Annotated in this window: 18 protein-coding genes; 9 read left to right on the top strand and 9 right to left on the bottom strand. The window is 41.3% G+C overall.

What is annotated here, in order from left to right:
- Positions 1 to 159: 159 nt before the first annotated feature.
- A complete protein-coding gene (locus ACZ1GV_RS11475) occupies positions 160 to 1563 on the bottom strand; it encodes a nidogen-like domain-containing protein (protein ID WP_472674281.1) in 1404 nt (467 codons plus the stop codon).
- A gap of 278 nt (positions 1564 to 1841) precedes the next feature.
- Here ACZ1GV_RS11475 and ACZ1GV_RS11470 point away from each other — a divergent pair, with 278 nt between their 5' ends.
- On the top strand, positions 1842 to 3374 hold the full coding sequence (locus ACZ1GV_RS11470) for a GNAT family N-acetyltransferase (RefSeq protein ID WP_472674280.1): 1533 nt from the start codon (positions 1842 to 1844) through the stop codon (positions 3372 to 3374).
- Between the two features lie 60 nt (positions 3375 to 3434).
- Here ACZ1GV_RS11470 and ACZ1GV_RS11465 read toward each other — a convergent pair whose 3' ends face one another.
- The 3 genes from ACZ1GV_RS11465 to ACZ1GV_RS11455 form a co-directional block, all read right to left on the bottom strand.
- The gene (locus tag ACZ1GV_RS11465; protein ID WP_472674279.1) at positions 3435 to 3872 is read right to left on the bottom strand and encodes a hypothetical protein; all 438 of its coding nucleotides are present in this window, start codon (positions 3870 to 3872) and stop codon (positions 3435 to 3437) included.
- Positions 3873 to 4030: 158 nt separating this feature from the next.
- The gene (locus tag ACZ1GV_RS11460) at positions 4031 to 5767 is read right to left on the bottom strand and encodes a sodium:solute symporter family protein (RefSeq protein WP_472674278.1); all 1737 of its coding nucleotides are present in this window, start codon (positions 5765 to 5767) and stop codon (positions 4031 to 4033) included.
- Positions 5767 to 6018, bottom strand: coding sequence for a DUF4212 domain-containing protein (locus ACZ1GV_RS11455; RefSeq protein WP_472674277.1), 252 nt, complete (start codon positions 6016 to 6018; stop codon positions 5767 to 5769). Before ACZ1GV_RS11455 ends, ACZ1GV_RS11460 begins: the two co-directional genes overlap by 1 nt.
- Before the next feature lie 237 nt (positions 6019 to 6255).
- Between ACZ1GV_RS11455 and ACZ1GV_RS11450 the strand changes: the two genes are divergently transcribed.
- From ACZ1GV_RS11450 to ACZ1GV_RS11440, 3 genes are all read left to right on the top strand, one after another.
- Positions 6256 to 8100, top strand: coding sequence for a putative nucleotidyltransferase substrate binding domain-containing protein (locus ACZ1GV_RS11450; protein ID WP_472674276.1), 1845 nt, complete (start codon positions 6256 to 6258; stop codon positions 8098 to 8100).
- Positions 8101 to 8162: 62 nt separating this feature from the next.
- A complete protein-coding gene (locus ACZ1GV_RS11445) occupies positions 8163 to 8861 on the top strand; it encodes an exonuclease domain-containing protein (protein ID WP_472674275.1) in 699 nt (232 codons plus the stop codon).
- Between the two features lie 37 nt (positions 8862 to 8898).
- Entirely contained in the window at positions 8899 to 12342 is a 3444-nt protein-coding gene (locus tag ACZ1GV_RS11440) for a PAS domain-containing hybrid sensor histidine kinase/response regulator (protein ID WP_472674274.1), read from the top strand.
- 12 nt (positions 12343 to 12354) lie between these two features.
- On the opposite strand, the gene ACZ1GV_RS11435 is transcribed toward ACZ1GV_RS11440, so the two are convergent.
- The gene (locus ACZ1GV_RS11435) at positions 12355 to 13005 is read right to left on the bottom strand and encodes a response regulator transcription factor (protein WP_472674273.1); all 651 of its coding nucleotides are present in this window, start codon (positions 13003 to 13005) and stop codon (positions 12355 to 12357) included.
- 38 nt (positions 13006 to 13043) lie between these two features.
- Complete coding sequence (gene acs, locus ACZ1GV_RS11430; RefSeq protein WP_472674272.1) at positions 13044 to 14987, bottom strand: acetate--CoA ligase; 1944 nt, start codon at positions 14985 to 14987, stop codon at positions 13044 to 13046.
- 207 nt (positions 14988 to 15194) lie between these two features.
- Between acs and ACZ1GV_RS11425 the strand changes: the two genes are divergently transcribed.
- Positions 15195 to 16238 carry a DcaP family trimeric outer membrane transporter gene (locus tag ACZ1GV_RS11425; protein ID WP_472674271.1) on the top strand — a complete coding sequence of 348 codons (1044 nt, stop codon included), beginning with the start codon at positions 15195 to 15197 and terminating at the stop codon, positions 16236 to 16238.
- A 92-nt stretch (positions 16239 to 16330) separates the two neighbouring features.
- Here the strand turns inward: ACZ1GV_RS11425 and ACZ1GV_RS11420 are convergent, their stop codons facing one another.
- Complete coding sequence (locus tag ACZ1GV_RS11420; RefSeq protein WP_472674270.1) at positions 16331 to 18001, bottom strand: hypothetical protein; 1671 nt, start codon at positions 17999 to 18001, stop codon at positions 16331 to 16333.
- Positions 18002 to 18183: 182 nt separating this feature from the next.
- Here ACZ1GV_RS11420 and ACZ1GV_RS11415 point away from each other — a divergent pair, with 182 nt between their 5' ends.
- Positions 18184 to 18822: a YceI family protein gene (locus ACZ1GV_RS11415; protein WP_472674269.1), complete on the top strand. Its 639-nt coding sequence runs from the start codon at positions 18184 to 18186 to the stop codon at positions 18820 to 18822.
- A gap of 7 nt (positions 18823 to 18829) precedes the next feature.
- Here ACZ1GV_RS11415 and ACZ1GV_RS11410 read toward each other — a convergent pair whose 3' ends face one another.
- The gene (locus ACZ1GV_RS11410) at positions 18830 to 20113 is read right to left on the bottom strand and encodes an acyltransferase family protein (protein ID WP_472674268.1); all 1284 of its coding nucleotides are present in this window, start codon (positions 20111 to 20113) and stop codon (positions 18830 to 18832) included.
- Positions 20114 to 20306: 193 nt separating this feature from the next.
- Here ACZ1GV_RS11410 and ACZ1GV_RS11405 point away from each other — a divergent pair, with 193 nt between their 5' ends.
- Positions 20307 to 21164 carry a LytR/AlgR family response regulator transcription factor gene (locus tag ACZ1GV_RS11405; protein WP_472674267.1) on the top strand — a complete coding sequence of 286 codons (858 nt, stop codon included), beginning with the start codon at positions 20307 to 20309 and terminating at the stop codon, positions 21162 to 21164.
- On the opposite strand, the gene ACZ1GV_RS11400 is transcribed toward ACZ1GV_RS11405, so the two are convergent.
- Entirely contained in the window at positions 21157 to 22242 is a 1086-nt protein-coding gene (locus ACZ1GV_RS11400) for a M28 family metallopeptidase (protein ID WP_472674266.1), read from the bottom strand. The two genes, ACZ1GV_RS11405 and ACZ1GV_RS11400, sit on opposite strands and share 8 nt — an antisense overlap.
- 381 nt (positions 22243 to 22623) lie before the next feature.
- Between ACZ1GV_RS11400 and cdd the strand changes: the two genes are divergently transcribed.
- Positions 22624 to 23568 (top strand): cytidine deaminase, encoded by a 945-nt coding sequence (cdd, locus tag ACZ1GV_RS11395; protein WP_472674265.1) that lies wholly within the window; start codon positions 22624 to 22626, stop codon positions 23566 to 23568.
- 80 nt (positions 23569 to 23648) lie between these two features.
- Positions 23649 to 24470: a hypothetical protein gene (locus ACZ1GV_RS11390; protein ID WP_472674264.1), complete on the top strand. Its 822-nt coding sequence runs from the start codon at positions 23649 to 23651 to the stop codon at positions 24468 to 24470.
- The last annotated feature ends 38 nt before the right edge of the window (positions 24471 to 24508 follow it).

Raw genomic sequence — 24508 nt, 5'->3', positions numbered from 1 at the left:
AAAGAATAATAGCAGCGTAGAGTATCTGTCGTTTTTATCATTTCTAACACTAACTTGCATTCTTTAAAGCAAGTTGATCATGAAATTGTAGAAAAATTGGCAACAAAAAAGGGACCGAAGTCCCTTTAAAAAAGTATTTGTTTAAAAGATATTTAGCGTTTACGCCGCTTTTACCTTTTTCTTACGTTGTAGTGCAAGAAAACCACAGCCAAGAAGTAACAGTAGTAACGGGCTAGGCTCACTTACATCGGTGGCATCTGCCACAAACTCAGTGATAGGAACTTGGCGGATTTGTTGATTACCCGAACCAGTAAATGTAAGGCCGGTAACAAATGCATTTGAGTCTGTTGGGTCAACCATATTTGAGATATCAATACCTAAAATACGGAATTCAGTAACACCTGTTCCACCAAAGAAATACTGCTCGTCTGCGTTTAGGAAAGCAGAGAATTCCCACACGCCATTAACCAATAGCCATAATTCGTAGTTTGCATTAAAACCGCTAGGTAAAATGACAGAAGCAAAGCTAGAACCGTTATCAACAAAGTAGTCATAACCAACAGCAACATCAGGGTCGATAAATACGATTTCACCAAAGTCTACGTCGAAATCAAATCCCCAACCATTTTCACCCTCAGAAATTGGCATAATTGGGTTTGACGGAGTTTGGCCAGGTTCTAAAAACGTTCCATCACGGAATGAAAACGTCCAAATACCGTCTTGACCAGTATTTGAAGTGTTAGCCAACTCAACAACGTCTTGCGTTAATGCACCTGGAAGTGAGTAGTAATTTACCGACTCAATATCTTCAACAGCAAGTTCGCTAGACGCTAATTCTGCCACTTGAGGAGTCGGGATGCTTTGTGGAAAATTTACAGGGCCACATTCTTCAATAGGGCATTCACAATCGCCATTTGGACACTCACAGTCTCCACCCGGACATTCACAGTCGATTTCACAACCATCGCCTGGGCCACCGCCATTAAAACCGTTGCCCGCCGCAAAACCGGCTTGCGCACTATCGGCCCACTCTAATTGCTGGTAACGAAATTCAATATCAAAGTCGCCGTCTACACCGGTGTCACCAGAACGATCAATGAGTACTGCTTGGAACGTATTACGTTCACCAGATCCTGAATTCCCGAACTCAGCAACGTCATACCAAGTTACCGCTGTAACGCCTTCTTCTGGCGATCCAACATAAATATTTCCGCAACTAGGGTTTTCTTCCGAACCACAAGATACATCCACATCACCCCAATAAGGTGCAATCATAGGAGCAGAAACGGTTTCAAAACTTTCTGGAGTGTAGTCTCTATAACCATTACCAAAAGTTAGGTTACCGTTAGAGTTCACAAAAAATGTGTTATACGAATTGTTAAAAAAATTAACATTAAAAGGTAGGTTTAATTCATTGCTAGAGCCGTCATCAACAAGAGGTAACGCTTGCACGCCAAGCCCTAATTCACCGCCCATGCCGGTTAATATTACGTCAGCCTTGGATTCTTGCGATAGTGCAAGAAATACCACCACAGCGCAAAATAACGTTTTAATAAACTTCATTCAAAAGATGTCCTTATTAGAGTTTTAAAATATGATGTATCTAGTTGCGACAAAGCAAAAATAAAGCCAACCGTTAAGTTGTTGATTTAAATGTTTTTTATTTGATTTGTTTTCATTGGTGTAAAAATAGCCGACAATAAACCTAGGGTTTTCAACAGGTTGTATTTTAATTGGGTACAATGGTTTTATGAATAACAACGGTTGTTATTGAACTAAAATAAATGCGTTTAAGTATTTGAACGTGTTAATGCAAAGATATTTTAATAATTGGAGTAGGTATGTCTGTGGAAAAAACGCATTTAGAGATCTGTAACCTTACTAAAGGGCAATACCCGGAAATTAAGACCTTAATGGATCGAGCTTACCCAGACCTTGGCGGAGCATGGCCGTCTCACACTATTTTTAGATTAATAGATCAGTTCCCAGAAGGGCAAATCGGAATTGTTGATGATGGTGTGTTAGTTGGGATTGCATTGAGCGTGCAAGTTGATTACTCACGTTTTTCAAACCCACATACCTATGAGGATATTGTTGATGGTCATGACCGCGTTTACTCCGATGAGGAAGGTGATGCGTTATACGGCCTTGATGTTGTTATATCACCTACACACCGAGGCATGCGACTAGGCCGACGATTATACGATGCAAGGAAAGAGCTGTGCAGACAATACAATTTAAGAGCGATTTTAGCAGGCGGTCGAATTCCGCTTTATCATAACTACAGTGATGAAATGTCACCAACGGAATACATTGAAAAAGTAGATCACAAAGAATTATACGACCCTATTTTGAGCTTTCAGCTATCCAATGATTTCCAAGTAAAACGTTTACTTAAAAAGTACTTGCCTGAAGATCAGGGCTCAGTCGGTTATGCCACTTTATTAGAGTGGAACAACATAATGTTTGAGCCGACCGATACTGTGCTTGAGTCCACTAAATCTATTGTTCGTGTTGGAGCTGTTCAATGGCAAATGCGTTGTGTTGAGTCAGTTGAAGAATTGTTGAAACAGGTGGAATATTTTGTTGATACGGTATCAGATTACCAAAGTGACTTTATTCTATTTCCAGAATTTTTTAATGCGCCACTAATGGGCTTAACCGAACAAAGTAATCAAACAGAAGCTATTCGTTATTTAGCTGAATATACAGAAACATTTAAAAACGCCATGTCGCGTATGGCAATCGAGTACAACGCCAATATTATTACCGGCTCAATGCCTCTGGCTGAAGGTGACAAGATTTATAACGTTAGTTATTTGTGTCATCGAAGCGGAAAAATAGACGAGCAAAGAAAAATTCATATAACGCCTCATGAACAAAACGATTGGGTTATTCAAGGCGGTGATAAAATTGCCGTATTTGATACTGATGCAGGACGTGTAGGAATACAAATTTGTTATGACGTTGAGTTCCCTGAGCTGTCAAGAATCCTAGCCAAACAAGGCTTGGATATTTTATTTGTGCCATTTTGGACAGATACAAAAAACAGTTACTTAAGAGTACGTCATTGCGCGCAAGCTCGAGCCATTGAAAATGAATGTTATGTTGTAATCGCAGGCTCAGTGGGTAATTTACCAGAGGTTGAAAGCCTTGATGTGCAATATTCACAATCTGCGGTACTAACACCGTCGGACTTTTCGTTTCCACATGATGCAACATTAAATGAAGCAACGCCGAATACAGAAATGCTGCTGTTTAGTGACTTAGATATGGACAAATTAAAGGTATTGCACAGTGAGGGTACGGTACGAAACTTAAAAGATCGCCGTGAAGATTTATACAAAGTGCTGTTAGTAAATGAACAGCAGTAATAGCTGGAATTAAAGAGGCCTGAACTAACAATGCAGCTGTAAGCTAAGACTTAGGCTGCATTACGTTCGTTTAGTCACAAATTCGCTAATATATTTTCCACCTTTTATTTGAGCGATTACACGCATAGTTCTTGAATCACCAGGATTAGTTAATTGCGCTCGAATAGGTGTGGAAAGCTTCCAATAAAAAGCGTTGTCCACTTGTGCTAATGAATATTCAATGGCGTCACCGTTATCATTAACAATAAATAAAGTGGCTGCATCTAATGCAAAAGTAGAGTTTACGTAGGTTTCGCCATTTTTATCGTAAATGTTTAATTGTAAATCACCCGCTTCTAAAACACAGATTTGCTCTAGAACATCGCATATACCTTGCTGCTGCATGATCACAACTTTGTCTTTGGCAGCCTGACTTTCTACCCACATATCAGACAAAATATAACCACCCAATATTAAAAAAGGCGCTACGTATAAAGCCATTTTTGTGTGTTTATTCATGTTAAACCTCGGTTGCTTTGTTTGAGTCGTTTACTCAATAACTAAATAACTAAATAACTAAATAACTAAATAACTAAATAACTAAATAACTCAATTTACCAGAAAAAAGGCTTCCCAAGTGTAAATCCAAATGGGAAGCCAAAGGGTAAAACACATGTTTAATGTGCGTGCGCTTGTCCAGCTCCATGAGGGACACGGAAGTTATCTACCATGTCTTGGATTTCTTGTGGTGCAGGTCCGGTAAACTTAAGCATGATAAATGCAACTGCGAAGTTCACAATAGCGCCTACAGCACCAAAGGCATTAGGCGAAATACCTAAGAACCAGTTTTCTTCCATGCCACCTAAGAATGAAGTGCCCGGTATAAACATGAATCCTTTATGTTGGAATACATACAACATAGTCACGCCTAAACCTGCACACATACCTGCTACTGCAGCGGTGCCACTCATTTTTTTAGAGAATATACCCATCATTAATGCCGGGAATAAACTTGATGCAGCTAAACCAAAGGCCAACGCAACGGTACCTGCGGCAAAGCCAGGCGGATTTAAACCAAGGTAACCTGCAACAATAATGGAAATGGTCATTACTACTCGTCCGGCCATGAGTTCGTCTTTTTCAGAAATATTAGGAGTTAACACCCCTTTCATTAAGTCATGGGAAACAGAGGAGGATATTGCCAACAATAAACCAGCGGCGGTTGATAGTGCCGCTGCAATACCACCTGCGGCCACCAGGGCAATCACCCAGTTAGGTAGGTTTGCTATAGCAGGGTTCGCCAATACCATAATGTCACGATCAACTTTAGTCATTTCATTAGTTTCAGCATTTGCTGTGTATTGGATTTTACCGTCGCCGTTCTTATCTTCGAACTGTAATAGACCTGTTTTTTCCCAATCTTTAAACCACTGAGGACGCTCAGCATACTCTAGGTTTTGACCAGCAACGGGCTCTACAGTATTCATAAGGTTAAGGCGAGCCATTGCACCAACAGCAGGCGCTACTGTGTATAACAGAGCGATAAATACTAACGCGTAACCTGCAGATGAACGTGCTGCTTTCACAGAAGGCACCGTAAAGAATCGCATAATTACGTGCGGTAAACCGGCTGTACCAATCATTAACGATAAGGTGTAAGCGAACATGTTTAATGTACCGCCCATATTATCCGTGGTGTATTCTTTAAAGCCTAAATCAGTGACCACTAAATCAAGTTTGTCTAATAAATACATGCCACTGCCATCGGCCAAGGTACTACCTAAACCAAGCTGCGGAATTGGATTACCAGTCAGTTGCAATGAAATAAACACGGCAGGAATAGTGTAAGCAAAAATCAGCACACAGTATTGTGCAATTTGCGTGTAGGTAATGCCTTTCATGCCACCAAGCACGGCATAAACCCAAACAACACCCATACCAATGTATAAGCCGAGGTCGTAATCAACTTCTAAGAAGCGAGAGAAAGCAACGCCAACGCCTTTCATTTGACCAATGATATAAGTAAGCGACGCTACAATTAAACAAACAACAGCAACAATGCGTGCGGTTCTTGAATAGTAACGGTCAGCAATAAACTCTGGTACGGTAAACTTACCGTGTTTTCTCATGTATGGAGCAAGAAGCATGGCTAACAATACATAACCACCGGTCCAACCCATTAAAAATACTGAGCCGCCGTATCCTAAAAAGGCAATTAAGCCAGCCATAGATATAAATGACGCAGCACTCATCCAGTCAGCACCAATTGCCATGCCGTTTTGAAGTGGAGTTACGCCGCCGCCAGCTACATAAAAGTCACTAGTTGAACCCGCACGAGCCCACCATGCAATTGCGAAATAAAGGGCAAAAGACCCAAAAACCGCAATGTAGGTATAGAGTTTTAATTCTTCCATTATTCGTCCTCCACCTTGTACTTGGCATCAAGCTTATTCATTTGTCTTGTATACCAAAAAATCAAACCAACAAATGTGTAAATAGACCCTTGCTGAGCAAACCAAAATCCAAGTTTGTAACCACCAAGTCTAAATTCGTTGAGTTGTTCAACCAGCAAAATGCCAAATCCATATGAGACAACAAACCATATGATGAGGCATATAAATATTAAGCGCAGATTTTCCTGCCAATATGTTGTTTTATGTTCCACGACATGCTCCAAATTAATCTTTGTTAAACAAAGTTAGAATTTGTACATCAACCGTCGTCCACCCAATTGCTGTTTGACATCTAATCGATATACAAATGACTGAGCCTAACTTAGCAAGAAGGGGTTCAACAAAGGTATTAAACTTTAGTCTAAGACCCTCGGTTATTCGTTGCATTTCGGCTTGAAAGCGCCTAAAACAGTAGGGTGAAAAAAATAAAATAAGTGAAAAAGGATGCCATGAATACAGAATTGACCGAGCAAATCGCGTTTATCGCTGCCATTCCTGCATTCGAACCTTTGCCGAAATCCGTACTGGGTGACCTGGTTGCTTGTTTTTCTATTAGTTATCTTCGACATCAAGAAACGTGTGAAACGACCTTAGTGCAAGAGCAGCCGGTCATGTTAATTATTAAAAAAGGCGTTATTGCACAGCACAACAATAACCAAGTAATAGCCAAATATAGTGATGGCGACGTTATTGTTATAGATAGCATGGCTTCAGCGAGTGAGCTTGAAGTCGAAGAAGACGCTCTTGTTTATCTTGCCAATATTCAAAAATTGCAGCTGCAGTTAAAGGACTATCCAGAAATTTTAGCGCATTGGTTAAAAGCCCCAGAACAGCGCATACACGACTCACTTATTTCTCAGCAATTGAGCGAAGTGGAGCGCTCTCCACTCAATAACATGACGGTACAAGACTTTGCCAAATGTCCAGTGGCGACAATCGAGCAAAATGAGTCCATTCAGAACGCAGCAATTAAGATGACAGAACTTGGGTACTCTAGTTTAGTAGTGGTCAATGGCGCCATGCATCTAGGTATAGTCACCGATAAAGATATTAGAGCACGCTGTGTGGCCTTAGCCTTAGATCCTCAATTGCCCATCAGCAATATCATGACCCAAAAAATGGCAACGATAGAAGCGGATCAAATCGCCTTTGATGCTTTACTGGTCATGATAGATAAGGGTATTCATCATTTGCCGGTCACTAAAAATAATGATTTATACGGTATGTTAACACTCACCGACTTAATGCATAAAGAAGGGCAAAATGCCGCGCATTTAACAAGTGCAATACGTAAAGCGGGATCAACAAACGAACTTGCGCAAATTGCGCAGTTGCTACCACAGTTACAAATTAACTTAACAAAATTAGGCATTTCCGCGGCTCCTATCGCAAAAAGTATAACGGCGCTTTCAAAAGCCATTACGGTTAGATTAATACAGCTTGGCGAACTGGAATTGTCTAACCTCGACAAGCCAACGGTTCCGTTTGCCTGGTTATGCGCTGGTTCGCAAGCTAGGGGAGAGCAGCTGGCGTTTTCCGATCAAGACAATGCCTTAATATACGGTGACGGAGCAACGGATTCAGACAAACACTATTTTGCAACATTAGCCAACTGGGTCTGTGATGGCTTAAACGACTGCGGTTTTGTTTATTGTCCCGGTGATATTATGGCGAGCAATGCCAAATGGTGTCAGAGTGAGTCAAAGTGGCAAAGCTATTTTAATCAATGGGTTTCGACACCTAGTCCACAAGCCTTATTGAACAGTAGTGTGTTCTTTGATTTGGAGGCTATTTATGGTGAAAAGCACTTACTGAAAAATATCAAAAATAAAGTTTTATCAGCAACTAAACAAAATACGCTATTCATTGCGCATCTAAGTCGTAACGCCGTAGCAAATAAACCGCCTCTTGGTTTTTTTAGAGACTTTGTTTTGATCTCTTCGGGTGAAAACAAGTCCACTATGGACTTAAAACACAATGCAATTGCGCCAATTGTCGATTTAGCTAGAATTTACGCTTTAGCATTAGGTTTACCAAATAACTCAACATTAGAGCGATTAAAGTTAGCTTCTGGAACTAGTATTTTGTCAAAACCTGCAGGCCGAAGCTTAATTGCGGCTTATGAGTTTTTAATTCAATTGCGTTTAGAGTTGAACGCTCAACAAATACAAGACAACAAAAAACCAAGCAACTTTTTATCACCTAAAGACATTTCCAGACTGCAACGTAGTTACTTAAAAGACGCGTTTAAAGTAATAAAAGATCTGCAAGATGCAAGACAGGTAGTTTATTAATGAGCATATTATCCAAGTGGTTTTCACCAAAAAAGTATCAGTATGAAAATCATAGGATTGCAATGAAAAATCAGTTTCAAACTGTCTTAGATGAATCTAAGCCACATCAGGATTTAATAGATTTTGAGCCTGACTTATACGCTGGGATTCGAGCCTATTTATCAACACCGTTGCCTGACTTATCAACGCCACTTGGCACTTTACCTATCGTGTCGGTGGATTTTGAAACAACGGGTCTGCACCCTCAAAGGGACAAACTACTTAGCGTCGGCTGTGTTGATGTTATAGGTAAGCAGATATTGTTAGCAAAACACTATCACCAAGTTATTGATGTTGAGCAACAGCTGGAAAATGATAATGTTTGTGTGCATCAAATTACAGAACAAGAAAGCCAAGCCGGCAAGTCGCTAGACGTTGTTGTTAATGAACTGCTATTGGCAATTGCAGGGAAAGTGATGTTGGTGCATTTTAATAAAATTGAACGAGCTTTTTTAACTCAAGCCTGTTGGGTGCTTTATGGCATAAAACCGCAATTCCCAATGATAGACACCTTGTTATTGGCCAACGAGTCGCTGCGTAAAAAAGGCTTTATTATTGAACCTCGTGACCTTACGCTAAGTAACTTACGACAGCGTTATTATTTGCCAAATCACAATGCGCATAATGCATTAGGTGATGCGGTGGCAACAGCCGAGCTTTATTTAGCCATGATGTCAGAGCGGGACTTAGCGTCGCTTACCCTTAAAGATGTGGTGGTATAAACGTGAGTAGGACAATAACAATCATCAAGGAAACAGTATGACCTTTGCTATTTTTGCCGTCTCAATTATTTATGTCGGCATTATGTTCATGCTTGCACGTTGGGGCGATAAAGGTGGCGCGTTATCTCAAAAAGTGACGCACCATCCGGTTATCTATAGTTTGGCGTTAGGTATTTATTGCACCAGTTGGACGTATTTTGGTGCTGTTGGGACCGCGTCTACAGATGGTTGGCAATTCCTGCCTATTTTACTCGGCCCCATTTTATTATTTACCTTTGGTTATCCAATACTCGCTAAGCTGGTTACTGTAAGTAAAAAGCAAAATGTAACCTCAGTTGCCGACTTCATATCATCACGTTACGGCAAGCGCCAACAAACGGCGCTCATTGTGACAATTATCGCCACATTAGCGATCATTCCCTACATAGCACTGCAACTTAAAGCCATTAACGCTAGTTTTAGTGCCTTTTCAGTTATTTCCAATATCGAATCCGAGCAAGCGACTTCCGCACTCGTGGCGACCTTTGTTATCGCATTGTTTGCCATTTTATATGGTGCGCGAAAAGCCGATGTCACCGAATATCGCTCGGGACTTATTTTTGCGATTGCCTTTGAGTCTATGTTTAAACTACTGGGCTTAATTATTTCTGCTTCAATTGCTGTGACATTGCTCAGTGATTCGGTGTCTGAAGGCATTACCGTTTCAACGAGCCAGTGGCAATGGTCAACCATGACGTCAACGGATTTTATTGTGCAAACCTTTATGGCAGCTGCAGCCATTCTCTGCTTGCCCAGACAATTTCATGTCATGGTGGTGGATAACTCAGACAAAAGAAACCTTAGTACCGCACGTTGGTTGTTTCCGCTATATCTGCTGTTAACCATTGTTGCGATTGTTCCTATTGCAATAGCGGGGCATCACTTTCTAGCGGATAGTGGCGTTAGCAAAGACATATTTACCATGCAGATGCCAATGTTTGTAAACAACCAATGGGCAACGTTGTTGGTATTTATTGGCGGTATATCTGCAGCAAGCGCAATGATCATCGTTGCTACGCTCACCCTGAGTACCATGATCACCAACGATGTATTTATGCCGTTGGTATTAAAGCGTGAACAGCAAAAAATACTAGCTGAAGGAAAATATCAGCATCGTATCGTCCAACTTCGTCAGGTGACCATTGGCGCAATATTGTTTTTATCATTTGCTTATTACTTTGTTTGGGCAAAACAAACGTCATTGCATAGTATTGGGCTGATTGCTTTTTCATTAGTCATTCAATTACTGCCACCAATAATAGGCGGTTTATATTGGCGAAAAGGCCATGCCAATGGTGTATACGCAGGTTTGCTGATGGGCTTTTTAACTTGGCTTATGTTCTTGTTAATGCCACTAGCATCTTCCACAGATCCTGGTAGTCACAGCTCGGTGATTAGCCAAGGTGTCATCATCTCACTTATTGCCAATAGCGTAGGTTATTACATCTTTTCGTTGCTCGCGAACGAACGACTTATTGATAAAATTCAAGCCACTGCATTTGTTTATCCAAATACGCGTGCTGATTTGTCAGGCCAAAAATTACGTCACACTCAAGCCAGAGTAAAAGACCTACAAGACTTACTTATGACGTTTTTAGGTAGCGAACGCAGTGCGCAACTTTTTGTTGAGTACGAGCAAGAGCATCGACTTAACTTGAACGAAGATGACGACTTAACACATCAATTTGTGAACTATTGTGAGCGTATGCTCGGAGGTGTTCTAGGTGCGTCATCGGCCCAGTCACTGGTAAATATTGTACTGTCCGGCAAACAACTTGATGTGGAAGATGTGGTTAACTTCTTTGATGACACTACCCAAGCGTTAAAAAACAACCAAGCAATCTTATTTAGCTCTCTTGAGAATCTTAGCCAAGGCGTCAGTGTGGTAGACGCTAATTTGAACTTGGTGGCATGGAATAAAAGATATTTAGAGCTGTTTGAGTATCCTGATCATATGGTGCAAGTTGGCTTACCAATTAAAGAGTTGATTCGTTTTAATGCCGAGCGAGGCGAATGTGGACATGGCGAACTTGAAGACTTAGTCAATAAACGTCTATCGCACCTTAAAAGTGGCAAGAGTCACACCTTTATTCGCAGAAGAACCGACGGTAAAGTGATTGAGATGGTCGGTAACCCTTTACCAACGGGCGGATTTGTTACGAGTTTTAACGATATTACTAGTTTTGTTGAAACCGAAAAGGCTCTAAAAGATGCCAACATTAATTTAACGGATACCGTTCAACGACGCGTTAACGAAATTAGTGAAATTGCCGAAGAGCTAAAAAAAGCCAAACAAGAAGCGGACGATGCTAATGCGTCTAAATCGAGGTTTTTAGCACTGGCTAGCCACGATGTTTTGCAACCCCTCAATGCAGCTCGTTTGTACTTGTCGTCATTAAGTGAAGATGCACTAAATGCAGAACAGGAGGGCACATTAAATAAAGTTGATCAGTCACTATCGGCAATGGAAGACTTGTTATCCACTCTATTGGAGATTTCAAAATTAGAACAAGGTGCGCTTAAACCAAGCCTGAGCCACTTTAAGCTAAGTACTATATTGGCACAATTGTGTGATGAAATTTCCGCCCAATGTAAAGCAAAAAACCTAGAGTTTGTTCAGCATTGGCAAGATGTTACCGTTCATTGCGATGCAACCTACTTGCGTCGTATTTTACAAAACTTCTTATCAAATGCTGTTAAGTACACAGAAACAGGTAAGGTATTAGTTGGGCTGCGTAAGGCCGGTGAAGGTATTCGAATTGAAGTATGGGATACAGGCGAAGGAATTTCAAAAGCCGAGCACGACCGCGTATTTGACGCCTTTTATCGAACTCATAGTGGCAGCGCCAAAGGACTCGGGTTAGGGCTTAGTGTTGTTGAACGCATGAGTTCGCAATTAAAATGCCCAATAAAAATGAAATCAAAGTTAGGTAAAGGCTCGTGTTTTGGTGTGACCGTGCCGTTAGGATCAGAAAGCCTAACGATACAAAATAATCAGTTTGAACAATTGGAGTCGAGCCAGTTTAATCAACTTAACGTTATTTGTATTGACGATGAAATTCAAAATCTAGACGCCACTAAAACCTTACTCGAGAAATGGCAATGTCAGTGTTTGTGTTTTTCTAGTGTTGAGCAAGTAAGTGACTTTTTAGCCAGTTGCGCACCAGATAGCACAAACCCAAGCTGTACTAAGCCCGATGTATTGCTGGTGGACTATCAGCTAGTGCCATCTAACATAACCGGTTTAGAGCTTATTCAGTCAATTCGTTCTCACTTTCAAGATGCCATTCCAGCTGCGTTAGTTACGGCGATGAAAGACGAAGAGTTAAAAGCACAGTGCGATGCATTTGGCGTAAGGTACATGTTAAAGCCGTTAAAACCAGCGCCGTTAAAGTCTTGGTTAAAAAGTCTTATTCAAAAAGCGCAACGGGACGTAGAATAACTGTGTAGCAAGCTATGCTGGCTCAGCAGGAGTTAGTTGGAGTTTCTCTGCGAGCAATACGGCCTGAGTACGGCTGTTAATGCCGAGCTTGCGGAATATTGCGGTAATGTGTGCTTTGATGGTCGCTTCCGTTACCTGCAACTCATAGGCAATTTGTTTGTTAAGCAAACCTTCGTGCAATAAGTAGAGCACTTTGTATTGTTGCGGTGTGAGCTCAGCAACCCGATTGGCTAAATCAAGATCGTCCTTGCTCAATGCTTTAATTTTTCCAGCCATGCCTTCAGGTAACCAGCTATCGCCCTCTAAAATGCAGTTTATAGCATTAGCAATTTGCGCCGACGGCGATGATTTAGGAATAAATCCCATAGCACCAAAGCCCATTACTTTTGAAATAACATCAACTTGTTCAGAGCCAGAAATAACGGCTACAGGAATGTCAGGGAAGTCTTCGCGAATACGAATAATGCCGTACAGATCACCACTGCCCGGCATGTGTAAGTCTAATAGCACCAAATCAAGATCTGGATTTTGATCAATTTGTTGAATAGTAGATTCTAACGAATCCGACTCGGCCACTTCTAAGTCAGCAAATTGCAAACGCAAGGCACCAATAAGGGCCTCACGGAATAAAGGGTGATCATCTGCAATTAAAAAGTGAGCCATAAGTGCGCCGTAATTGAGTCGTCTCTAAGCAAAAACTGCTATTTATTTAGTCTATTCTCAATGATGTTATCAACAACACTCGGATCTGCCAAGGTGGAAATATCACCTAATTGATCATGCTCATTGGCAGCCACTTTGCGCAAAATACGACGCATAATTTTACCAGAACGCGTTTTAGGTAAGCCAGGTGACCACTGAATCATGTCTGGCGTGGCAATAGGGCTTAAGTCATGTCGAACCCAATCACGCACCGACTTAGTCAGTTCAGGTGTTATTTCAGTACCTGATATTGGCGTTAAATAAACGTAAATGCCTTGGCCTTTAATATCATGCGGGTAACCTACCACTGCTGCTTCAGCTACTTTTTCATGCGCCACTAACGAGCTTTCAATTTCAGCAGTACCTAAACGGTGACCAGATACATTTAACACGTCATCTACGCGGCCAGTAATCCAGTAATACCCGTCGGCATCACGCTTACAGCCGTCGCCGGTGAAATACACATTGTCGTAGGCTGAAAAGTAAGTTTGCCCAAAACGTTCGTGATCGCCATGAATAGAACGCGCTTGTCCAGGCCACGAATCTTTAATGATAAGATTACCTTCTGCTTCGCCTTCCAATTCATTGCCGTCGCTATCGACGAGTGCAGGTTGCACACCAAAAAACGGTAACGTCGCTGAGCCCGGTTTTAAATCAGTAGTACCAGCAAGCGGCGTGATCATCGCGCCACCCGTTTCTGTTTGCCACCAAGTATCAACAATCTGACACTTCTTCTCGCCTACTTTTTCGTAATACCATTGCCATGCTTCAGGGTTGATAGGCTCGCCAACAGTGCCAAGTAGTCTTAACGAATCGCGAGTTGAATCTTGCGCCGCTAAATCGCCTTTACACATTAACGCTCTAATCGCGGTAGGCGCGGTATATAAAATACTAATTTGATGCTTATCAATAATTTGACCAATTCTACGCTCGTCTGGATAAGTAGGAACGCCTTCAAACATAACCGTCGTGGCGCCATTTGCTAGTGGACCGTAAACAATATAAGTATGGCCTGTAATCCAGCCTACATCGGCCGCACACCAATACACTTCGCCAGGCTTGTAGTTAAATATTTTTTCATGAGTCATAGACGCCCAAACTAAATAACCGCCAGAGGTATGAACTAAGCCTTTTGGTTTACCGGTAGAGCCCGAGGTATAAAGCACAAAAAGAGGATCTTCGGCGTTCATTTCTTCTGGTTCACAAGTCATGGCGCAGTTTGAAACTAGGTCATGCCACCAGACTTGTGTGTTCGCTAGCGGATTTATTGGCGCACCGTTGTTAAATACCACAGTGTGCGTAATGCAATTTACGTCTTCACGCTCAAGCGCTTCTTCAACGTTTTCCTTAAGTGGTAATGGCTTTCCACCACGTTTGTTTACATCGGCGGTGATAACAACGCTAGCACCACAATCTATAATTCTGTCGGCAATAGCATTTGGAGAAAAACCTGCAAAAACAACTGAATGCACAGCGCCAATTCGAGCACACGCTAACATGGCATACGCAGCTTGTGGCACCATTGGCATATAAATAATGACGCGGTCGCCTTTTTTAACGCCAAGCTTTTTCAAGCCATTGGCCAGCTTACAAACCTCGTCATGTAATTCTTGATAGCTGACACGTTTATCAACACCAGGAGAGTCGCCTTCCCAAATAATGGCGGTGTCTTTAGCGCGGGTTGGCAGGTGACGGTCAATACAGTTCGCACTGACATTTAATGTGCCGTCTTCAAACCATTTAACGGAAACGTTATCTTTTTTAAATGAGGTGTTTTTCACTTTGGTATATGGCTTCATCCAATCAAGGCGCAAACCTTGTTCGCCCCAAAACTCATTTGGGTGATTGATAGAAGATTGATAAAGCACTTTGTACTCTTCCATTGAAAGTGCGTTGTCGTGTTTATATTCGAAATCCGCAACGGGATACAAGCTAGCAGTCATGTCAATTACCTTTGTTTAAACTATCACCTAAATTCATCGTAACTGTTTTAAAGCTTTAGGTCTAAAAAAGGTATTAGACCATAGTCGAATAGACTAAAGACTAATTGTGTCTTTATATAGCCATAACATACTGTGACGCAGTATAGAGGTGGCAAGTGAGTGTTGGGTCTTGCTCCTCAAAATAATAAATAAACTTGGGGAAGGAAGATGAAAAACACAAACAAACTACTTTTGGTGTCAATGTTAGGGTTAGGGCTTGGTTGCAGTACAGCAGCAAACGCAGCCTTTGAAGTTGACTTAGGCGACGATCAAAAAATTAAGTTTGGCGGCTTTATAAAAATCGACGGCCGATATGTAGACGGCGATGTAGGTTACCGAGACTTTTGGATTGGTTCGGGTTCTGTTTTACCAGAAGACGCTTCACAGTTTAAAATGTTTGCCAACGAATCAAGAATTAATACCACTTACACCAACGGCGACGTAACCGGTTTTATTGAAATGGACTTTTACGGTGGCGGCGGTAATGAAATCATATCTAATTCATCTCACCCTCGTTTACGCCATGCGTTTATTAAATACAAAGACGTATTGATTGGCCAAACGTGGACCACTTTTATGAATACCTCTGCACTTGCTGAAACAGCAGACTTTGCAGGTCCAATGGTGGGTGAAGCCTTCGTGCGAAATAACCAGGTTCGTTATACCAATGGCAACTGGCAATTTGCATTAGAAAACCCAGAAAGCTACGGCGGTAATCCAAACGAAGATGCAATGCCAGATGTGGTGGCTAAATATAACTTCAAAGGCGACTGGGGTAATGTGTCAGTAGCGGGTTTATTTAGACAGCTAAATACGGAAATGAACAACAGTGAAAGCGCCTTTGGTGTATCAGTAGCCGGTAAAATTAAAACCACAGGCAAAGACGATTTCCGCTTCCAAATTCACACGGGTAATGTAGGGCGTTATGTAGGTGTAACGGCTGCTAAAGACCTAGTAGGTGAAGAAGTTGAAGAGTCCACAAGTTACATGGTGGCTTACCGTCATTTCTGGAACGACGACACTCGTAGTTCAGCATTTTACGGCAACATTACCACTGAAGAGTCAGATGCTGATCGCAGTCATTGGGGTGTAAATGTATTTAAAAACTACACGCCTAAATTAGCACTTGGAGTTGAAGTAGGTAGCTTTGAAATGGCAGATCAAAACGCCGAATCAACATACGTGCAATTCAGTGCTAAGTACAACTTGTAATTATGCAAGCAGTGTAATCATGCATGCTTAATCATGCAGGTCATTAAACATAAAAAGAGAAGCAAAGGCTTCTCTTTTTTGTTGCCGATTGCCTACATTAAGTTAAACAACGGCATATCAAATGCCACAAACAACAAAGTTCTATTTTCACTTTCTGAATCGGCGCTAAATTTAGCGCCTTTTTGGTAAGCCACACCTAATACTAATGGCCACTTTTGCAATCCATAACTAATGGAAATCGACGGTGCAAAAATCTCATCCACTTCAAAGCCTTGCTCAATGCCATTTAGTTTTAAATTGATCGGATAACCGAAGTCAAATGGCGCCAGCATAATACTAAGAGCACCTTCGCTTAACCCCAGTAAATCCCGGTCAAATGTATACTCCAAACCAATAGGCACATAAAAGCCGTTGTTATGATTGTTACTCTCTGAGCCGGGTAAAACGTTCGATTTCATATTGTATGCAGCACCAAAATATGAGGTGACCATCAAGTGTGGATCCGGTGTTCGTTTTTGCCAAAAACCAGTGGCTGGAAGAGCAAAGGTCGATAAAATCCCTTTAACTTCATCAGCCGTGTTCGCATCACTTAACAAAGCAAAAAATTGAATATGTTTGGATAGTTTCCACAATTCTTGGTTTTCAGTGTCATTAGGATGTTGCACCTTCCACCATTTTTTTATCAAAGCTAGGGCTTGTTGTGCTAACTCAGACGTAGACTGTTGATTATTTTGAGTATTTGATTGCACAGCCTTTACACTGTCATAAAGTTTTTTAATTGGGCTGATCAGAGCTTTGTAATCAGCCAACAAGGTTTCAATATCACCAGAGTCTGGCAACACCGCCATGTCATTCACCAAATAAGCTTGAGCATCAAAACCAGACTGTAAACTAAACTTTGTGATTAGTTGCTGAATAAAACTTTCACGGCTGTTACAAGCTTGAGGGCTTTGAGTCTTGGCTTTTTCACAAACGGCTTGCCAAGCTTCAGACTCAGTTGGAAACTTAGTTAACAATTGGGTTGAGGGACGTAAATCTGCTTGGTGCTTTTTAACGTGCTCAAGCCAGGTTTTTAAGGTGTCAGGTAAGGCGGTTAAGCCATTAATTTCTTGGGTAAATTGATGATAGTTAAAGCGAGGTAAGTTACAAATACTGCCAGTCTCGCTAGGTGTGTAGGCTTTAAATACGGCTAAACTGGCCAGCAACTCCTCAAAAGGTTGATAAAAAGCCTGCATTTTTTTGCGTGACTCAGGATCAGCGTCAAACATAGTCACTGTTAATGGTGAATAGGCTGTTGCACCTGTCGTTGTCGTGTACCGAATATCTAGTTGCTGCATAATACCGATGACGGTATTGGCAATTGGCACCTGTTTATTGCCGAAGTTCACATTAGCTTCGATTTCTTTTGCGAAACTACGAACCAGCAGTGTTTCCATGTCATTTCGAATCGCATTTTGCCATTGCGCTTTAGAGCTGATAAAAATCTTTAAAGTCCCTTGTTGATAACTATTGAGCGTGACGTAAGTTGTTGGGAAATAACACTGTAAGTTTTTGTTATCACGGATACTTTGCTCGTATAAATACAACGCAGTGTCCTGTGCTCGCTCTAATAAAAAGTCGGCTACGCCATTAATGCGCGCACTATGATTTTGGTTTTGTTGAGCAATAGAAGTATTGGCGTGAATTGAGTTTGAAAAGAGTGATAAAAGCAGTACGGCAATATAAAGCTGTATCAACCCTGATTTAAGCTTAAATAGGCGCATAATATTTTCCTTAATGGCCAGGTAGAATTATTAGCATACTCCTCTGGTTAAATAATGCACGATTTGATTTTTATGTGCTGTTTAACGGCTATCACGTTTGATCTTTTGTCGCTAACGTTTAGTATTCCTATTAGTATTATTTTAGTGCCTGCTCAGGTATTCAATTGTTCAAAGGATCCATAATGAAACTCGAAAACCTATTATCAATCAAACCTCTACTAGTCACATCTGTATTGGCTATGTCAGTATTTGGAACATCCTTTCAAGCATTAGCCGGTCATCATAAAGGCAGTGCCTACGAACTGCAGGCTAATCAATCACAACTTACTTTTTTCTCAATTAAAAGTGGCAGCATTGGTGAGGTTCACGAGTTTAAGTCATTAAATGGCAACGTCGATAAAGATGGTTTAGTGACAGTAACAATAGACTTAACGAGCGTTGAAACGGGCATCGAAATTCGAAATGAACGTATGAAGTCTATGCTTTTTAATACAAACGAATTTAACACAGCCAAAGTACAAACTGAGGTTTCTTTAGACGCGCTTAAAGCGCTAAAAGTTGGTGAGTCGTTTCATCGCCACGTGCCTGTTACGTTAACTCTGCACGGCAAAAGTCAAAAGTTGACTGCGCATTCAGACGTTGTAAAGCTAGCAGCCAATAAAGTAGTGATTTACAGCACAAAACCTGCTGTTGTAGATGCGTCGCAGTTTGGATTAGTGGAAGGCATCGCCGCATTGCAAAAAATTGCGGGTCTGCCGTCCATCGCGACATCCGTTCCGGTAACGTTTAAGTTAACCTTTGAGTTACCTAAAAGTAATTAGTGAGTAACTACAGCAATAACGTTAGCGCCAGTGGCATAATTAAAATACTGGCGCAAACATATCCAAGCCGCTGGGCTTTATAAGAATAAGTCACCGCTTGTTTCATGCCAAACAAGGGACGAAGAAGGCTGCTTCTTCTAATTACCTCGTAACCCGCTAAACATCCCGCAATCGTCATGACTATCACGGCAATAGGTTCTAACACTGCGCCAAAAGTGCCCAAATCAAAACTCGACAACCAATACGCAGCAACAATCAAAATACTTTGGTGCAAGATATAAAACGTATAAACACCTTCAGACCAATAATTGAGCTTGTCCGACTTAACATTCAAATAGGTATAGGCCAGCGACAATAAGGTTAGTGCGCCGAGCACTCTACAAAGGCTATAGCTAACAAGGCCTAAAACTTGCAACACTGGATGCGAATCTTCGCCAAAAGGCAGCCACATAAATTGGTAAAAACAAACAAAGCTGATCAAAACAATAGGCGTGATTGTAAGTAGCCAAGGCAAGCCGGTTTTAATACGTTGCCAAAATAATGGTGACCAGCCAATAAGGTAGCCGTAAAGCATAAAGGTAAACCCAAGTGGGTAACGAACCGTGTCGGGGTCCCACAATGTTTGCAATAAAAAAATAGGCAGAGTCATAACCGCAATGGCGATAAGGCTGTGTTGACGTAATATCCAGTGAAAAACATGTTCAATCCAACGCGCATTGAGAATAGGCAATAAACAAACTAACGCCAGAGAGTATTGCCATAACGAGCGTAAATACCACAAGTGATTAACATCAATATGAGGCCAAATTCCGGCCTGAAAGTCGTTAAATAAAGTGGTGTCAGCAGAGAAAAACTCTAGCATGAATTGCCAGTACGACATATCAAGTCCGGCTTTTTGAGTCATCTCAACGTACAGTTGTGGCGGCACAACCACCAATATCCCAAACAACAAAGGTAACAACAGACGTATTGAGCGCAGAAAAATAAAACGCTCAATAGACACTTTCACCAATAAAAAACGAATCGCGATGCCCGATATCAACCACAAAATAGCCATGCGCCAGGGTGAAATCATCAGCATCGCCATTTCTAAACCTTGCCATTGATATTGGCTCTTAAAGTGGTAACCCCAATTTTCAACGTAAAGCATGCCTATGTGAAAAAAGATCAGTAACCCAAACACGCCCACTCTTAACCAATCGAGGTCAGATCGCCGACCAGGTAAATCAGTGGAGCTCGGCACAAAGTAATGCTGGATAAACGATGAAATATTGTGGATGTTACTTGTCATAATGTAGAGATCCCTGTGCTAAATTGATAAGAACAGTGTGTCATAGCTTGAGCCTTTAAAATGTCCTAAGGTCTTTTGTGACGGGCTACAGGGATAAGCGGTGGCTGAGTGTGACGAATTACTTGCAGAATATAGGGAATAATACGGCGGAATCATATATCGTAATAAGGTCAATCACTTGTGAACATAATAAATGAACTACTTATCCCACTTTCAGCGTTATAAATTAAGGTATGAAGTTAGCGCATTAATTGCCTATTTTTTAATAAATGCCACCGTTTTGGCAACCTCCGTGATCATGGAAAAAAGCCGCGTTTATGACGTGTTGCCGTTTAGCATTTGGGAGCCCTTTGTTTGGGAATACTCTAGTGGCTTTAGCTCGTTGTTATTGTTTCCTGCCATTGTTTATGTGCTAAAAAAATATCCGTTTCAATGGCAGCACATCAAGCGCTCGTTACTATTTTACTTGGCAGTATCTGTGCTTTTTTCACTAAGCCATGTTGGCCTTATGGTGGGCATGCGCGAGATTGCTTATGCGCTGGTCAGTCGTGATTATGACTTTGGACAAGTGGGTTTTGAGCTTATTTATGAGTATCGAAAAGACCTATGGAGCTTTATCTTTTTTGTGATTGTTATCAAAGGTTACCAGTTTATAGTGGGCCAGCTTCAGGGCGAAGCAAACCCAATAGCACAAGGTGAAGACAACACCACTAAGCCAGCCATGAACTTGGACCGACTGCTCGTTAAAAAGCTAGGCAAAGAATTTATAATAAAAATTGATGACGTAGAATGGTTAGAGTCATCGGGAAATTACGTTAATTTACACATTAGTCAGCGTATTTATCCAATTCGAAGTACGCTTAGCGCCTTGTCTAAACAATTGAGCGAACGTGGTTTTTGTCGCATACATCGTTCTCATGCTATTCGGCTTGATATGGTGGAATCCATTACGCCACAGGCAAGTGGTGATAGCGAAGTAAAACTAAAAAACGGCAAAACACTGATGTTGTCTCGCCGTTATAAAGACGCTTTTAAGCAAACGTTTACTTAACCCACTTATTTGCTTGTTTCACAAATTCCAGTAGCACCTTCACATTTTGTTGCTGCTGGTTTTTTAAGTGATCTTTCATCACCGGAAACAACGCGGTCTTTTTATCAAATTTAGTGTGCCAAATTTCGCCCCACGCCTTTTCATCACCACGGTTACAGCTGGTTAGGTTTTTCTCGTCAAAACAATCCCAATAAGCCTTATCAGCCACTTGTGAATAACCGTCGTTACCGCGTTTACCGTTTAAGGCAAAGTTAGTAGCTTCAATGTAGGCCGTAGTTACGCCGCTGCATGCAAACGGAGAATGATCAGACCAAGAGCCTGTTTCCCCTTCAGGATAACCTTTGTATTCTTGATGTAATAAATGTGGAGTGTTTGGGTAAAGCTGTTTTGAAACGGCTCTAATGCCTTCTCGTAGCTCAGTGCCGCTTACGTAGTTTGTTTCTTTTATGTAGTCACAACGATAAGGTTTTGAATGTGCGCTGTGCACGTACAACTTATCGCCGCCAATAATCGTATCTAAGTTAATCATACCTATCATGTTGCTAGTATCGTTGCTGTTTACATAAGCTACTGAACCTTGCAAACCACGTTCTTCCGCCCCAAAAGCAATTAGGCGAACTGTGTAAGGTAAGGTTGTGCCATCACTTAACAAGTTTGCTAATGACAATAACGCCGCCACACCTGATCCATTGTCAATTAATCCTTGTGAGCCAGACTTTATACCAACAGAGTCATAATGCGCGCCAACTACTAATAACTTGTCCGATTGGCCTTTAATATCAATAGACAGGTTTTGTGAGTTGTAGGTTGTAGTGCGGCGAGTGTAACTAAAAGGTTGCATAGTGACTTTGTAACCCGCTTTTTTCCATTCCGACGCTATCCATTCAGCGGTTTGCTTTTCTTGTTCAGAGCCACCAACGCGGTCGGCTTTGATTTCAATGTAATCGGCGACTTTGACAAACTCAGACCAAGCCGAGCTTTCTGCAGTACTCTTTGGTGAATTGGCTGCCGAACTCATTGCTGTAGCACTTAAAACAAGTGAAACTGATAACATAACCGAACGTTTAATAAAATTCACACCGACTCCAAAGTTAATATCTAGCTTTTTGATAAAGCTGGTAAAAAGGTTTGTTAAGCTAAAGTTAATAAATTGTAACCTTTATTTTATGTATAGGAAGTGAAAACACTGAGTTTTAAACTTGTGTAGCCTTACGTTCAACACAGCAAGTAACGCGCTACCATTAACTAAGGGAAGTTATTTTCAAAACCAATAGTAATATAAAGGGTGTTTGCCATCTATTGCCTTAACCTTCTGTAATCTCGCTAGCATCAAGTTTGATTAAAAATAGCCGAGAAAACCCGCTAACACGCTTAATCTAGTGATGATGGGTGAACTTTCACTTCACTCCGTTGGTATTTTTATTTATAGTACTGTGCCTTAAGCAACGTCATTTTATTTATGAGCCATTGCCACGTAACAGACTCAAAAAACTCGCTAAGCCAATGCGAGTTACAAGACCTTCATGAAATGATCGCCATTCAAGGCGGTGTGTTAAAATCCCATCAAGTTTTGTCATTAATGAAACAACATGCTGTTTCATTTGAAAAAATCAAAGAGCTACTTTTACCTGTTTGTGAATTTTTTGCTATCGCGCCTATTTCCAAATTTCACGCAGGGGCTATTGCCCAAGGCGAACTTAAACAAAGCGATTCTACTTCTAACCAGCATAGCCAAGACCAAAGTAACCAAGAAGTTGTAGCTAACCTTTATTTTGGGGCGAATTTAGAATTTGCAGGGCAGGCACTAAATTTAACCGTTCACGCCGAACAAGCCGCAATAAACAACGCTTGGCACCACGGTGAATCAAAAATTACCGCGATGGTTATCAACGCTGCACCTTGTGGATTTTGCCGACAGTTTATTAATGAAGTAAGAGACGCGCGTTTAATGCCAATGAATATTGCCGGTAAACACGTTAGCTTAGATGACCTATTGCCAGACCCGTTTTCGCCAGAAGTATTAGGCAGCAATGTCATGCTGTTCGATGCTATCAACAACGGTATTGTTTTTGATGCTATTGATAAAGACCTACTGCACGCTGTAAATTCGTCTTATGCGCCTTACACACAAAACCCAAGTGCAGTAATGATTGAATGTGCTGGTGGAACAAAATTTATTGGCCGGTACGCTGAAAATTGTGCTTACAATCCAAGCTTGTCGCCACTGCAAAGTGCATTAAGTTTGATGGCGCTGCACGGTTTAAACTCAAACAAACACCCAATTAAACGAATTACGCTGGCGGAAGTTGAAGGCCAGGCTAATCAACTTGGAGCCACCAAAAACGTGTTAACTAGCTTGCCTCAGGGTATTGAATTTGTTCATTTGTTAGGTGAAAAAGCATAAAAACTTGTTTATAGTCCAGTGAGTATTTGCCGTTTTTTAATCTAACGGCAGCATTTAACAGCAATATAAACAAGGACGTTATGAATACTCATACCAATGACAACGCAGTAAAGTCACTGCCTGTATTACAAATTTTAACTGGTAGTTTACGCTTACCTTTTCAACACGCCGCAACAATTTTACGTTTGGGCTGGCCGTATTTGTTAGTCGCATTAATACTTCCTGTATTAGCTGCCCAATATGTAAACGTTGCCTTCAACTTAGTGTTACTGCCATTTATAATTGCGACTAGCGTACTCGCCGGCGTAGCTTGCCATCAAATATTTTTGTGTCCTAAAGAACAAGTACAACAATTATCCCCGTTTCGTTGGGGAAAGTCTGAAGCGGACTTTTTTGTGGCCGGCTTAAAACTAACTTTTGCACTTATTGTTGGGTTACTGGTAACCGTTGGTTTCGGCTCATTGGTTGTTAACATTGCTGATATAAAAGTTGTACCCGTGACAGAATATTTTGGCTATAACGTATTAGAATGGGCAGGCATGCTGCTATTTGGATTTGTGTTCTCACGCATCAGTTTTATCCTACCGGGTGCAGCCGTTGGGCGTTATTTCAATTTTAATACTTCTTGGGCAGCAACAAAGCCTTACGCCCTTCGGTTGTTTTTTGTTATCTCCTTTGTGCCAATTATCGTAGCCACCACAGTAAATAGATTGTCTCTTTTGATGAGCGACACAGTTGAACAGGATCTGGGTTTACAACTAGCAATGTCATTTCTGTCTATCGTGGGTGCCGTTATTGAATTATGCATATTGTCAAAGTCGTTTGAATGGGTGACTAGTCAAATGCCAGAAGACAATCCTGAACCAAATATTGAGCAAGACTCTGCACCAACTCAACTGTAACCTAGGTTGTATTTGGTGATTGCATAAAAGGAACGCAC

The sequence above is a fragment of the Psychrosphaera sp. HA2-10 genome, assembly GCF_055693745.1.
This window is presented reverse-complemented; position numbering and strand designations above follow the sequence as displayed.